This window comes from Pseudomonas sp. SLBN-26 (assembly GCF_006715895.1).
Lineage (GTDB): Bacteria > Pseudomonadota > Gammaproteobacteria > Pseudomonadales > Pseudomonadaceae > Metapseudomonas > Metapseudomonas otitidis.
Window position 1 is genome coordinate 1,134,481 of the sequence record NZ_VFOB01000001.1, and the last position, 12,577, is coordinate 1,147,057.

At 60.7% G+C, this 12,577-nt stretch carries 15 protein-coding genes and 1 pseudogene; 4 read left to right on the forward strand and 12 right to left on the reverse strand.

What is annotated here, in order from left to right:
- Nucleotides 1-50: 50 nt before the first annotated feature.
- The 4 genes from FBY21_RS05160 to FBY21_RS05175 form a co-directional block, all read right to left on the reverse strand.
- Nucleotides 51-320, reverse strand: coding sequence for a hypothetical protein (locus tag FBY21_RS05160; RefSeq protein WP_142009165.1), 270 nt, complete (start codon nucleotides 318-320; stop codon nucleotides 51-53).
- Nucleotides 321-402: 82 nt separating this feature from the next.
- Nucleotides 403-1,359, reverse strand: coding sequence for an acyl-CoA desaturase (locus FBY21_RS05165; RefSeq protein ID WP_142009168.1), 957 nt, complete (start codon nucleotides 1,357-1,359; stop codon nucleotides 403-405).
- Entirely contained in the window at nucleotides 1,359-1,922 is a 564-nt protein-coding gene (locus tag FBY21_RS05170) for a hypothetical protein (RefSeq protein ID WP_142009170.1), read from the reverse strand. Before FBY21_RS05170 ends, FBY21_RS05165 begins: the two co-directional genes overlap by 1 nt.
- 236 nt (nucleotides 1,923-2,158) lie before the next feature.
- Nucleotides 2,159-2,920: a hypothetical protein gene (locus tag FBY21_RS05175; RefSeq protein ID WP_142009172.1), complete on the reverse strand. Its 762-nt coding sequence runs from the start codon at nucleotides 2,918-2,920 to the stop codon at nucleotides 2,159-2,161.
- A gap of 250 nt (nucleotides 2,921-3,170) precedes the next feature.
- Between FBY21_RS05175 and FBY21_RS05180 the strand changes: the two genes are divergently transcribed.
- On the forward strand, nucleotides 3,171-3,554 hold the full coding sequence (locus FBY21_RS05180) for a hypothetical protein (protein ID WP_142009175.1): 384 nt from the start codon (nucleotides 3,171-3,173) through the stop codon (nucleotides 3,552-3,554).
- Nucleotides 3,555-3,681: 127 nt separating this feature from the next.
- A pseudogene (locus FBY21_RS05185) lies at nucleotides 3,682-4,011 on the forward strand (transposase); the annotation flags it as partial.
- Between the two features lie 300 nt (nucleotides 4,012-4,311).
- Here FBY21_RS05185 and FBY21_RS05190 read toward each other — a convergent pair.
- From FBY21_RS05190 to FBY21_RS05200, 3 genes are read right to left on the reverse strand one after another with little or no spacing between them, the layout of a single operon-like run.
- The gene (locus FBY21_RS05190) at nucleotides 4,312-4,845 is read right to left on the reverse strand and encodes a hypothetical protein (protein ID WP_142009178.1); all 534 of its coding nucleotides are present in this window, start codon (nucleotides 4,843-4,845) and stop codon (nucleotides 4,312-4,314) included.
- A gap of 6 nt (nucleotides 4,846-4,851) precedes the next feature.
- Nucleotides 4,852-5,316, reverse strand: a complete 465-nt coding sequence (locus FBY21_RS29840; RefSeq protein ID WP_253543648.1) for a hypothetical protein — start codon at nucleotides 5,314-5,316, stop codon at nucleotides 4,852-4,854.
- Nucleotides 5,317-5,346: 30 nt separating this feature from the next.
- Nucleotides 5,347-5,628 (reverse strand): hypothetical protein, encoded by a 282-nt coding sequence (locus tag FBY21_RS05200; protein ID WP_142009180.1) that lies wholly within the window; start codon nucleotides 5,626-5,628, stop codon nucleotides 5,347-5,349.
- A gap of 302 nt (nucleotides 5,629-5,930) precedes the next feature.
- Here FBY21_RS05200 and FBY21_RS05205 point away from each other — a divergent pair, with 302 nt between their 5' ends.
- Together FBY21_RS05205 and FBY21_RS05210 are read left to right on the forward strand one after the other, a co-directional pair.
- Nucleotides 5,931-6,428, forward strand: a complete 498-nt coding sequence (locus FBY21_RS05205) for a Bro-N domain-containing protein (RefSeq protein WP_142009182.1) — start codon at nucleotides 5,931-5,933, stop codon at nucleotides 6,426-6,428.
- A 419-nt stretch (nucleotides 6,429-6,847) separates the two neighbouring features.
- Nucleotides 6,848-7,210: a hypothetical protein gene (locus tag FBY21_RS05210; RefSeq protein ID WP_074971362.1), complete on the forward strand. Its 363-nt coding sequence runs from the start codon at nucleotides 6,848-6,850 to the stop codon at nucleotides 7,208-7,210.
- A gap of 214 nt (nucleotides 7,211-7,424) precedes the next feature.
- Here the strand turns inward: FBY21_RS05210 and FBY21_RS05215 are convergent, their stop codons facing one another.
- The 5 genes from FBY21_RS05215 to FBY21_RS05235 form a co-directional block, all read right to left on the reverse strand.
- The gene (locus tag FBY21_RS05215) at nucleotides 7,425-8,312 is read right to left on the reverse strand and encodes a fumarylacetoacetate hydrolase (RefSeq protein ID WP_142009184.1); all 888 of its coding nucleotides are present in this window, start codon (nucleotides 8,310-8,312) and stop codon (nucleotides 7,425-7,427) included.
- A gap of 9 nt (nucleotides 8,313-8,321) precedes the next feature.
- Nucleotides 8,322-9,584 carry an MFS transporter gene (locus tag FBY21_RS05220; RefSeq protein ID WP_142009186.1) on the reverse strand — a complete coding sequence of 421 codons (1,263 nt, stop codon included), beginning with the start codon at nucleotides 9,582-9,584 and terminating at the stop codon, nucleotides 8,322-8,324.
- 72 nt (nucleotides 9,585-9,656) lie between these two features.
- Entirely contained in the window at nucleotides 9,657-10,706 is a 1,050-nt protein-coding gene (locus FBY21_RS05225; protein WP_142009188.1) for a type III polyketide synthase, read from the reverse strand.
- A gap of 205 nt (nucleotides 10,707-10,911) precedes the next feature.
- A complete protein-coding gene (locus FBY21_RS05230; protein WP_069564212.1) occupies nucleotides 10,912-11,352 on the reverse strand; it encodes a Zn-ribbon domain-containing OB-fold protein in 441 nt (146 codons plus the stop codon).
- 12 nt (nucleotides 11,353-11,364) lie between these two features.
- Entirely contained in the window at nucleotides 11,365-12,561 is a 1,197-nt protein-coding gene (locus tag FBY21_RS05235) for a thiolase family protein (RefSeq protein ID WP_044402899.1), read from the reverse strand.
- Nucleotides 12,562-12,577: the final 16 nt, after the last annotated feature.

Here is a 12,577-nt window from a genome sequence, read left to right on the forward strand (position 1 = left end):
CCACCTGCCTATGGCAGTCCATCAACTCTCTCTGGCCTTCCCAAGCAGGCTTATCGCTCTGACGCTTCGTATGTGTAGTTCTCGGCGATGATTCGGGTTGCAAAACCTACAAGACCCGCAGCACTGAACATCAGGACGAAAATCCAGGGCCATAGGAATCTGTACCAGTTGTCATGCTTCAGATTCAGCAGAGCCATGACCAGCGCGATCAGGGCAATAAGCCCGTACCCATTGATTGAAATGAAGAAAATGATAATGAAAAGAAAAGATGACTTGTGCCACGGGGTCTCCAGCACAGGATTCTTTGGTTCTTCTTTCATGAGGGCACTTGTATGTGGCGGAATTTGTTCCGCTCTCCTGTTGATTGAGTTCTAGTTTTTGTACAGACCTGTTGCCGATCATCTAGTCATTGCGGCGCATAACCTCCTCAGCCCCAATCTTCAGCGCCGTAATCCCCTCCCGAGGCGGCAAGTTGCTCGGCACATTCACATCCCAGGCAAGACCAAGACGCTGGAGCAGTTGGATGAAGTGCCAGCCCAGGTCGATCTGCCCGGGATACAGCCCATGGCGCGCTGAAGCCGGGAATGCGTGGTGGTTGTTGTGCCAGCTCTCGCCAAAGGTGGGGATGGCGGCGATGGGCACGTCATGGGCCTGCACCCCGGCGCCATCTACCTCCCAGGTCTGGGGACCGCGGGTGTGGGCGAAGTAGGAAATGAACCAGTGCATGGTGGTACAGGCCGCCACCCGGACCGACACGCCCCACACCAGCCACGGCATGCCGCCAATGAGGTAAAGGGCGATACCGATGGGGAGCTGCTGGAGCATCCAGGTCTTTTCAAGGAATTGGTAGAAGCGGTCGTTGGCGATCTCCGGGCCCGGGTTGAAGCCCGGCGGATGATCGAGCACGAACTTGCAGTGCAGGTTGTACCAGGCGTCCTTGAGCAGGCCCTGGCGGTGGGCAAGGTAGTCGTGGCAGGCCGGCTGCCGCTGGGACCAATCGCGGGTGTCATGGGTGCGGATGGTCCAGAACGGGCCACCGATACCGACGATGGTGCCCATCCACACGAGGAAGCGTTCCGTGGATTTCGAGCACTTGAAGCTGCGGTGAATCAACCGCCGATGAAACCCCACCGAATGCCCCGCACATAGGGTCGCTGCGCTGAGCGTGAGGAAGACCAGCAAAGCACCCCAGCTGAAATAGAGCGGCGCCAGCACTAGGGCGCTGGTGAAGATGAAGCTGTTCCAGAGCGACCGCCATGTGTCCCAGACGATGGTGCCCGTCAGCGGGCTGGCGCCGTTGTCCAGCACCAGGGAGTTGACCTTGAACGCGCCGGAGGCAGCACCTGCGTGAGTGGACATCAGAAAATCTCCGCGAGGACAAAGGCGATGGCCAATAGCGGCAGCGCAATCACGCTTGCCGAGCAGGCAACCAGGGCCAGGTATTCGAGGTAATGCCGGGGCGTCGCGGCTACGGGAGCGGACGGCAGTATCTCGGCGCGAACGTCCGCCACACTCCTCTCCAGCAGCTCCGGATAGGCGTAACCCTGGTACAGCGTGCGGCTGTGCTTGCCGCGCACGAAGGCCGAGAAGCTGCGCCTGGGTACGACACAGGCCCCCATGCTCACCAACGGCAGGCAGAACAGTGTGCTGAGTGGATTCGGGTAACGGCCTGCAGCGAATTCCCAGGCGGCCATCTCGAACTCGCCGGTTGGCCGGAATGGGTAGCCGGTGAGGACGTGGTGAATGTCATGGAGCGGCAGCGCCCGGCGGCGCCACTCGAAATTCGGCAGATAAACCTTGAGGTCGCGGCAGCCCACGGGTGACCAGCGCTTGGCACTGACACCACCGTCGACTGGGAAGCCATGGCGGGTATAGAACTGGGCGACGGCTTCTTTCAGCGAAGCATTCGGATCGACTTCCATATCACCTGACTCCTTTCAGGTTCGCCGTGTCTTGCGGGCTCCGTGGACACGAAGCTTGTGCCGCCGGCTGCGCCATTCTTTACGTGACGGGCGTATGGATCAACTGGGTGACCAAAGAAATTTCTGCGTCGATTTGAGGGGAAGCTGAAGCAAGCACCTGCTTGGTGCCTGCTTCATGGGCCGACTCGATCAATGAGCGCTCCGCGAACTGCGCCCTTGCCGTATCGCCAAGAGCCTCAAGCCTCTTTCCCATAAGGGCTGGGGAGATCGTTGCGTTCGATCAGGTGCTCCATCGAGCTGTTGATCGCCCACACCATCAACGCATCCAGCGTCATGTCGAGGGGCTGGCCGCTCAACAGCGGTTCGAGCCGCTGCAGGGTGCCCGGGTAGTCTTCGGTGTGGAAGCGGAATCGCCCGTAATTGCCGTGCCGGTCCACCAAGAGATAGGTGCAGTAGTGGTCATCGTCCGACCAGCGACCGAAGCAGAAGTAGTTGGCGCTCAGGTGCGCGATCTGTTCTTCCGTCAACTCCTCCCTGGCGAAGTACTCGCCGAAGTTCCAGGCAATCGCCGGGCAGAACGCGTGCAGGCACGGGTAGGAAGTTGAGGTCGAACGCCCGTAGATCTCGAGGATGCGACGGTCGCCCCAGCGGCCGCGATCCGCAATGACGTCGTAGATGGCGAAGCGCTTCCTGAACAGCGCCTTCAGCTCCTCCGGCATCGCGAACGCATGCTGCGTCTCGGCGCTCAGCAGATCCTCGTCGGATACAGCACCCGACCACTCGAACAGCGTGCCGTCCTGGAAATACTCGTCGAAGTACAACTCATAGGTTTCCCCCTCCTCGTCGTAGAACGCATGCAGGCTCAGGCAGAACGACTCGAAACGGTTCAGGGCCTCGGGCCAGGTCTCGTCCGCGCCACCACGGAGATGGACGACGTAGCTGTTTTCACCAGCGGGTTTGGGCTGGATGCCGAGGATGCCTTTGATTTTGTTGAACACGATGGGGCCTGATGAGGGTCTGGAGGATGCGAGGACATTAGATGAAAAGGACTCTACGCACCTTGGCGTAGTTATCGAATCGAGTACAGGCTAGCAGGATGGCCCACTCCCTCCCCCAATACGCTCTCGTCTGCTTGCCAAACGTAGACACACAGCCGACAGCTTCTTAATCTCCAAAAACATTTCCGCCGCCTTGGATGGCTCGGACTGTTAACGCTCCAAGCAACCGACTCAAAAGACAAGGAAGGTCATGCACCAAGGATTGATCCGCTTTACAACGCTCGCTCTCGACCGCGACTCAGGTCATACAACCGGAATTCTAGTGGCAGCGCATGACCTTAGAGACACCGGAGATCTCACCGTCAGCGAACGCTCGGAGCTGCGGAGTGCACTGGTCTGGTTCAACGAGAATCTGACCGTCCCGGGTGTGCTCAAGTCCATGGAGCATCGCCGCGCCATCTCCTGGTTCAAGCCGGCGGCTACCGAGGCCATCCAACGCATGTGGCACCTGAAGACCCTCTTGGAATTTCATGGCTTCCACATTGACGTGCTTCGAACCTCCGAACCCGGCTCCGTTGTCTACGAAGATGAGTGGCAGGTTATTGCCAAGCCTGCCAAGGGAGAGCGTTACTAGGTTCTGTACGAAAAGTCGGTACAGATAGAATCGCCACCATGATTGGCTGGAGGCCCACATGGCAAGGCGCTACGAACTCCCAGATGCGGGCTGGGAGTTGATCAAGGATCTGGTTGCCCCGGAACAGAAGATGGGCCGACCTCGTAAGCGCTGCCGTTGGTTACTGGCAGACAAAGGTTACGATGCCGAGCATCTGCGCCAGTACTGCGACCGCTACCGCATGCAGCCGTTGATTCCGCAGCGCGCCATGAAGCGCAAACCCAAGCCAGGACTACCCCGACTGTTTGATCGTCCGAAATACCGGCAGCGGAATATCATTGAGCGGATGTTTGGCTGGCTAAAAGAGAACCGGAGAATTGGCACCCGTTACGACAAGCTCGCCAGAAGTTTTGCCGCAATGGTCACGCTGGCTTGCACGCTGCGATGCCTGCGGCAGTACTTTTCGTACAGAACCTAGGACGTATTCATTCGGAAAGAGATGCCGCGCTCTGCCTTAGCCGTGTATTTACTGCGTCATTTCAGGCCTGCCCGCAGTTTTCACCTGAGGCATGTCTGGAAGCAGGCAGGTCGCTGTATACCCGGCTGGTTGCGGAGAGGCTTATTTTCTGATGTCGATTTGTCAGCTACAACGGACAGCCCACCAAGCCGTCTTGCTGCCAATGCAGGCGTCCTGCTCTAAACGATAACTGTCACTCTCATCTATGCGACATGCGCTTGGAACAGAACCGAGGCGCGCAGTTTGCAGCACCTTGAAGAATCAAGGTTGTGCGCCTGGCCAGGTGATGCTTTCAAATTTACGGGCCCCAATCCAGCTCACGCTTAGCCAGAAATTTTCTGGCGGCTCAGGCAGTTCAGTTAATTTCGGTGAAGCTTGGCAGAGCTCATCTTCGTCATAGGCCATATGCTCAAAGCCGAAATCATTACTCTTGCCAATCACATAAATGGGGTGTGATGCGTTGAGATTATAATGAATTGAATAGACATCGAACCGCATGCCTGGCTTTCCACTCTTGTCATGCTCCTGCCAAAACTCAGGGAGCAGGCGACGTGAGAACTCCTCGGCAAAGCGAACTGCATACTCAATGTCATCCCACACCGCCTTTATGGTCTCTTGCGCTTGTTTAACGTATGGCATGTATGAGTCGTCTTTCGGATGCTGGACATAAATGAGTCGCTGACCGAACTGGTACTCACATTGCGAGACAGCAGAGGAGACATCCCAGTGACCCAGAATTGATTTGGAAACCAGATCAATAGCCAAAGGCGACTCACTGCTTAATGTGGTGCGCATAAAAATTCAATCCCAGTACATGACTATGTTTTCTTTTTCTCGAAATTCATCCAGCACTTCATGGAAATTCTTTCGATCAAAAATCACGCCAGGTATTGCTCCATACCACTCTACGGAGGGGCTATCAATTTCAATGGCATCTATCAACAGGCCAAATCGGCACCATTGGATTTGGCGTTCATTTGAAAATTGCTCCACCACAATAACAGTGCATGTCAAATCCATATCATCAGGGCATACGAGCAATGGAACTAAAGTTCGCCACCCTGGGGCGGTTGAATAGATTCGATCCCACACCAGCTGGGTCTCTTTTTCGTCATAAAGCTCAGGGAGCGAAACTATAAGGTTATGCTCCGATTGTGGGTCATGCTTTGGTAGCCAGACTTCCAGCGGCTCACCATCAATCGCAAAAGTCAGATAGTAGTCGGCGCTATATTTTGACTTGTGCTTGACCAAGGACAGATGATTCACAAATCATTCCTTGCAGTGATTAATATTAATTTAATTAATAGGAATTCGCTCGATTTCCTCTTCGCTCATTGGGCGCCAGTCATCATGCAAGATTCCGAACTCAATTTCAGCATATTCCATAGCTTCTTCCAGGCTTCCCATCAGGTGGTCGCCTTCGATGTCGAGTGCTTCATAGTCAATAAAACGAATTTCTAGATACATCGGATTTTCGCCTTGGACTTCTGCACCAAAGAGAACAATAGCGGTTACTTCAGGATGAAACTCACTAGCTCTTCTAACTTCTGCAAATAGATATTGAACATCCTGATTCATGAAAAATTCTCATGTAACAGTGGTATGTAAATTCGGCGTTTGATTCTGATTGATCTCCAATGCCCATTTCCAGCCAGAAGACGATTACCTCACCACATTTGCGAGCGTGCTCGCAGGCCCATACCACCGCACCTCCTTGCCCTGACGTCCTGCCCTTCCTATCCTCCCCCGGCCACGGTCAATCCCGTGGCCGGGTTTGACAGCCCGTTTACGTTGGCGAGTTTGCCCCCTGAGCCGTGCAAAGCGATGAACCGCTTGTGCACACATGGGGCAAGTAAATGGACCTTAATTGGAACTTCGCCATGCATGACGCATCCACCCCCATCACCTTTCAACGCCATTGCCATCAACTGCGCGCCGTGATGATCGACAACCGCCCCTGGTTCGTCGCCATCGATTTCGCCCTGATGATCGCCGCCGCCCGCCCCTATCGGCTGACGAAGCGCCTGTATCCCCACCAGCACCGTTTCGCCATGCTGCGCTTTGCCACTGGCCGTTGCGAGGAGCTGGAGTTGATCAGCGAGGCCGGGCTTTATCGGGCGCTGTATCGCTTCGGCCACCCGGAGCATTGCGCGTTGAGCCAGTGGATCAGCGATGAGGTGATCCCCGCGCTGTACGACTACCACCGCGAGGTCGATGCCAGCCCGCGACGCATCCTGATGACCTGGGCGAACCAGCGTGTCGGCGCCCTGCGTTGGCAGGGGGAGCTGTGGATCGCGCGGCGGGACCTGCCGCGCTTCATGGCGGCGCACGATGACCCGGCGCTGAGCGACGGGCCGAGCTGGAAGCGGTTTTTCTAGGGGCAGGACGGGAGCGCCGCATGGAGGTGCGGCGTTTTCGGCTCCGGCAGCACCCGCTGGCCGGCCAACTACCATTCAGCATGCCTATCCCCACCAATCCGGCCGTGAATGACGGTTCGGTGCGGTTTGACCTTGAACCGAGCTTGAACCTTAGGGTTCGGCCATGCGCTCCATGCCCTTCGCTTCCGGGCGAGCTACGGAGCTGCTGCCGCGCTACGAGCACGACAATCTTTTCGATTCGTAGAAGTTCAAGCAGCGCTTTCCTGCCTTCGAAGTGACTACCTATCGCCAGGGGCTCGAGCAGGTGCTCGCCGGCTTGGTTCGTCAGGCCTGAGCTCGCTGCATGATTCGTGTCGCATTCCAGTAATGCGTCGTATCCTGCCGACCGAGCTGGGGTGACTTCTCCATAAGGAAGAGAGATGGCTACAAGCGCCGTAACGTTTGAGGGCAGGCATGCATTTATCAATGATGCGAGCCTCTACGAGCTCATCAAGGCGATTGCCTTCAACTTAAAATCCAGAGTTGATGAAGGCTCTGAGCACAATTGGTTGATTCTGGCGTGCTGTTCCTGGATGGATGAGTACGAAACCATGCCTCCCGGCTTAAGAGATATTGATCTTGATAGATGGCTGATCACGCCTGAAAGAAAAGAGATGTTCAGAGCGTATTTGCAGTGGCTTAAGTCCGTGCCTATCGACAGGAAGCCCTACGACTCTGACGTGTTGATAAAGGTTATCGATAGGCTAGAGCTGGAGCTCTTTGATGCTGCCGGTAGCGCGTAGGACCTCTTGGGGCTCGTCGTGACGGTATAGAGACCTACCGGCAGTTCCTCGCGACGATGTGTACGGCACACCTTAAAGCATGGGTCATCCTGACGTCGCTCCCACTGGAGTTCGAATGAAAAGCGCCGCATGGGAATGCGGCGCTTTTCTGTGTTGCGCTCGCTGGGCAAGTTGGTGGGCTGAAGCGGAACGCCGCCCGGCCCACCTTGCTGACTCAGGCCGCTCTGCCCTGCCCCGTGCGGAGGCGTGACGAGAGCGGCAGCAGGTGGCGCAGTTCCTCTTCGACGATGCGGTTGTCGAGGCGCATGTCGAGCATGGGGCAGCTCAGCTCCAGGCAGTCGCCGTGCTGCAGGTGGGTGGCGACGATTTCGCTGTCGAGGCGGCTGAAGAGGTAATGCACCATGCCCGGCTGGAGGAATTGCGGGTGCTGCTCCAGCAGGGCTTCGCCGGCTTCCCGCGAGGCGCGCCAGGCCTGTGGGTCGAGGCGCAGGTGGGTTTCGCTGAAGCAGGTGCCGTTGCGTTCGATGCGTTGGCGCAAGTGCAGCGGTTCGTCCAGCTCGCCCAGCAGCAGTTCCGAGGCCACCGCGCATTCGAGCAGGTGGGCGCGGGCGGATTGGCCCTGCAGCGGGTCGTGCAGGTCGTGGCCGAGGGTGACGCCGACGTGGAGCAACTGGCCCCGCGAGCCCACCAGGTAGATGGAGACCAGGCAGGCGTCCGCCGCGATGGCCTGGACGTGGTACGGCACTTCGAGGTCGTCGCGGTCGATGCGCAGGACGCGGCCGTTGCCCTTGTAGAACCAGGCGGCGTCGTCCCGCGCGCCCAGCGGCAGGCCGCTGACGTGGGTGAGCAGCGGGTTGTCGGGCATGGCGGGCGGGCGCAGGCGGGTTTCCTGGCGCAGGGCGGGCAGCGTGTGCGTCGGGCCCGGCAGGTGGCGCAGGTGCGCCAGGTGGTCCTGATGGCGGCGGGCGCAGTCCTGCAGGGTCTGGTAGAGGCCGCTGCTTTCGCCGTGCACCCGCACCGTGTGCGCGGGGTCGTCGCCCAGCAGGCCGATACGCGGCCCGCCGCTGTGTTCGATGTCGAGGACTTTCAGGTAGTCGCCCATTTATTTCAATTACTCCCTAATAAGCAGTGCGGCGTTGGCCGGCGGTGTGGCTTCGCGGGGTGCCTGCGCGCGGCCTTCCTTGAGCCCGAGCGCCAGGCACAGGCCGGCGAGGCTGCCGGCCAGGGCCAGGTAGAGGATCGATGGCAACCCGTGGTGGGTGGCGAGGTAGCCGGCGAGGATCGGCGCCAGGCCGCCACCGAGGATTTCACCGAAGCCGATGACGATGCCGGTGGCGGCCGTGAGCAGGTGCGGCGCCACCGATTCGCCCGTGAGCGGGCCGACGGTGAGGCAGATGAGGCTGAAGTTGAAGAAGGTGATGAAGAACAGCACCCCGAACAGCAGCCAGGGCTCGGCGGGGGTGACGATCAGCGTGGCGACCAGTGCGGCGCTGGCACAGAACGAGAGCAGCACCACCGGCTTGCGCCCGAAGCGGTCGGACAGGCCGGGGATGATTAGCTGGCCGACGAAGCCGCCGAAGCCGATCGCCGAGATCACCAGCGCCATCGCCTCCAGCGACAGCCCGAGGTGGTCGGTGAGGTAGCTGGGTAGCAGCGCGCAGAGCACGAACTGGCAGGTGAGGATGCAGAACATGATGCCGATATTGCGCCGCACGTTGCCGCTGCCGAGGGCCGCGAGCCACAGGCGCCAGGGCCGCTCCTGCCCGGCCTGGAAGGGTGCGGGGACGGGGCGGTAGGTGCGCTGCAGCCACCAGGCGAGGATGAACCCGGGGATGGACACGCTGATGAACACCCAGCGCCAGGAGCCGAGCCAGGCCAGCAGGCCGGCGGCGATCAGCGGCCCGAGGCCGAGCCCGAGGATGGGGAACACGGCCTGCTGCACGCCGATGTTGAAGCCGGTGCGCCGGGGGTGCGAGACCTGGGTGGTGACGCTGATGCTGGTGGGGGTGAAGGCGCCTTCCGAGAAGCCCATGAGGCCGCGCAGGAGGATGAGCCCGAGCACCCCGCCGGCCAGGGCGGAGAGCCCCGAGAGCAGCGAGAAGGCGAGCACGGAGACGACCAGCACGCGCTTGGCGCCGAGCCGTTCCACCAGGCAGCCCATGCCCAGGGCGGAGACGCCCCAGGTGAGGGCCAGGGCCGCGGAGATGTTGCCGAGGTCCTGATAGTCCAGCTGCAGGTCGCGCATGATCAGCGGGAACAGCGGCAGGATGATGAAGCGATCCAGCCCCACCAGGCCGAAGCTCAGCGACAGCAGGATCACCATGCGTGTTTCGTAGCCGGCATCCCAGCCCGTGTCGCTTGCCTGCTCGCGCATGGCCAGCCCTCCTCTTCTAAGGAGCCGAAAAAGGTGACGCGGGTTACCCCGCGCCACCGTGCCCGAGGGTGCTCAGGCTGCCCATTCACCGAGTGCCATTTCGGCGGTGAAGCCCGGCCCGAACGCGGCGAGCAGGCCTTTGCTGCCGGGTTTGGGGGAGCTGTCGAACTGCCGGCGCAGGACGTCGAAGACCACCACGCTGGCGATGTTGCCGGCCTCGGAGAGGCTGGTACGCGAGAGCGAGACGCGCTCGGACGGCAAGTCCAGGTGGCGGACCAGCTCGTCGAGGATCTTGCGGCCGCCGGTGTGGAAGATGAAGAAGTCGTTCTGCGCGCAGTTCTGCTGGTAGCCGGCCTGGTTGAGGCGCTCGATGACCGGGGCGACGTCCTTGATGGAGTTCATCACGGCCTTGTCGAGGGTGAAGTGGAAGCCGGTGTCCTTTACGTCGTACTTGATGAAGTGTTCGCTCTTGGGCAGGAAGAACGAGTCGGTGGCCTTGATGCGGAAGCCCTTGGCCTCGTCGTCCGCACGCAGCACGCAGGCGGAGACGGCATCACCGAACAGCGCCGCCGAGATGAAGGAGTGCAGCTTGGTGTCGTCCGGCTGGTAGCACAGCGAGGAGAACTCCAGGGAGACGATCAGCACGTGGTTGTCGGCCTTCAGGGTGGCGAAGTCGTGGGCGCGGTTGATGGCGGCGGCGCCGGCCACGCAGCCGAGCTGGGCGATGGGCAGCTGGATGGTGGAGTTCGGCAGGCCGAGGTCGTTGATCAGGTGGGCGGTGAGCGACGGCATCATGAAGCCGGTGCAGGAGGTGACGATGACCATGCGCACGTCCTCGGGTTTGAGGCCGGCGTTGTCCAGCGCCTGGCGGGCGGCGGCGGAGGACATCTCGCGGGCGGCACGCTCGTAGACGATGCTGCGGTGGGTGAAGCCGGTGTGGATGGCCAGCTCGTCGATGGGCAGCACGAGGTGGCGCTCGTTGACCTCGGTGTTGAGGATCATGCGCTTGGCCAGGGCCATGCGCGGGTGGTCGCTGTGCAGGCTTTCCAGGTGCTCGATCATCTGCTGCTGGGTGATCTTGTGTTGCGGGAACAGTACGTGGGGTTGGCAAAGAGTCGACATGTTGAATCCTCGTTGATCGTTCAAAATTTGTTCATTCAGTGGGTAAGAACCCGTTCTTCAGGCACAGCCAAGCCCGTCAGCGCTGGCATGGGCCAGCACTTCCCGGGGGGGCAGCGGCAGGAGAAAAGGGCGTAAACCGCACGCCGGAAAATGACGTTCTTGTTTTAGCTGCCACGGAGCCCTTCCGGGCCCCGCGGCAAGAGCCTCAGTGGTCGAGTACGAACTTGTAGGCGTACTGCCAGGCCAGGTTGCTTTCACGCACCTGCTTGCGCACCACCATCTTCACGCGCGCGCCGACCTTGAGCTGGGCCGGGTCGACGACGTCGACGATCTCGGAGGCGATCACCAGGCCGTCGTCCAGCCGCACCATGGCGATGTGCCGGGGCACCACTTCGCCGTAGCCCATGGCCGCGAGGATCGGGTTCTCGGCGTTGGCCATGACTTCGATATGGCCGGTGCGCTCGCAACGGTAGGCGCTGACCTTCAGCGAGTTGCAGGCGCCGCAGACGGTGCGCCGGGGGAAGAAGATCTCGTGGCATTCGTCGCAGCGGCTGCCTTCGAGCCGGTACTTGCCGCCGTGCTCGCGCCATTCGCGAAGCATGCTGGCGGTGGTCATCCGGTGGATCTGTTCGGGGTAGAGAGACATGGTCGACACTCCTCAGTCGTTGGCCAGGACGATCACCGAGTTGTGGGCGGCGTAACCCCCCAGGTTCTGCGAGACGGCGATACGGGCGCCGGGAACCTGGTTGGTGGACTCGCCGCGCAACTGGCGGAACAGTTCGGTGATGTGCAGGATGCCGTCGGCGCCGGAGGCGTGGCCGCGTCCGATGTTGCCGCCGTCGGTGTTCAACGGCAGTTGGCCGTCCAGGGCGATGCCGCCCTCGCGGACGAAGTCGCCGGCCTGGCCGGGTTTGCACACGCCCATGGATTCCATCTGGATGAGCCCGGCGCCGAGCAGGTCGTAGACCTGGGCGACGTCGATGTCCTTGGCGGTGATGCCGGCCTTCTTGTAGGCGATCTCGGCGCAGGCGATGGAGTTGGCCGAGACGGCCATGCCGACGTCCTGGGGCAGGCCCGGGTACTTCAGCGTCGGGTTGTGGTAGCGGGTGCCGTAGTAGTGCGACACGCCGGTGTAGGCGCAGCCCCGCACGAACACCGGTTTGTCGGTGTACTTGTGGGCCAGGTGCTCGGCCACGAGGATGGCGCAGCCGCTGGCCTCGCCCCAGGCGAGCATGGAGCCGCAGGCTTCGGTGCGCTTGAGCTCTTCGAGGCTGGGGATGGGGTGGCCGTAGCGGGTGGAGCCGGGGGTGTTGTGGGCGTAGATGCGCATCTGCCGGCCGAAGCTGGCGAGCACGTCGGCCTCGCGACCGGCGTAGCCGTACTTGTGGAAGTACTCGGCGGTGGCCAGGGCGAAGGCGTCGGTGTGGGAGATGCCGAGGAAGTAGTCGTACTCGCACTCGGTGCTGGAGCCGATGTACTCGGCGTAGTTGAAGTGGTCGGTCATCTTCTCGAAGCCGCCGCACAGGACGATGTCGTATTCACCGGAGGCCACCATCTGGTGGGCCATCTGGAACGACACCGAGCTGCTGGTGCAGTTGGCGGTGCTCATGAAGGTGGGCGCGGGGCTGATGCCGAGGGCGTCGGACAGGGTCGGGCCGAGGCCGCCGTATTCGGAAATGCCCTCGCCGTGGTAGCCGTAGGCGACACCCTGGATCTCACGCGGGTGCATCTTGGCGGCGTGGATGGCCTCGTAGGCGGACTCGACGATCATTTCCTTGAAGGTCTGCCGGACGCGGGAGTTGCCGGGTTTCGGCGTATGGGCGGCCGACACGATTGCAACGCGACGTGCAGTCATGGTTGTGCTCCTTGCA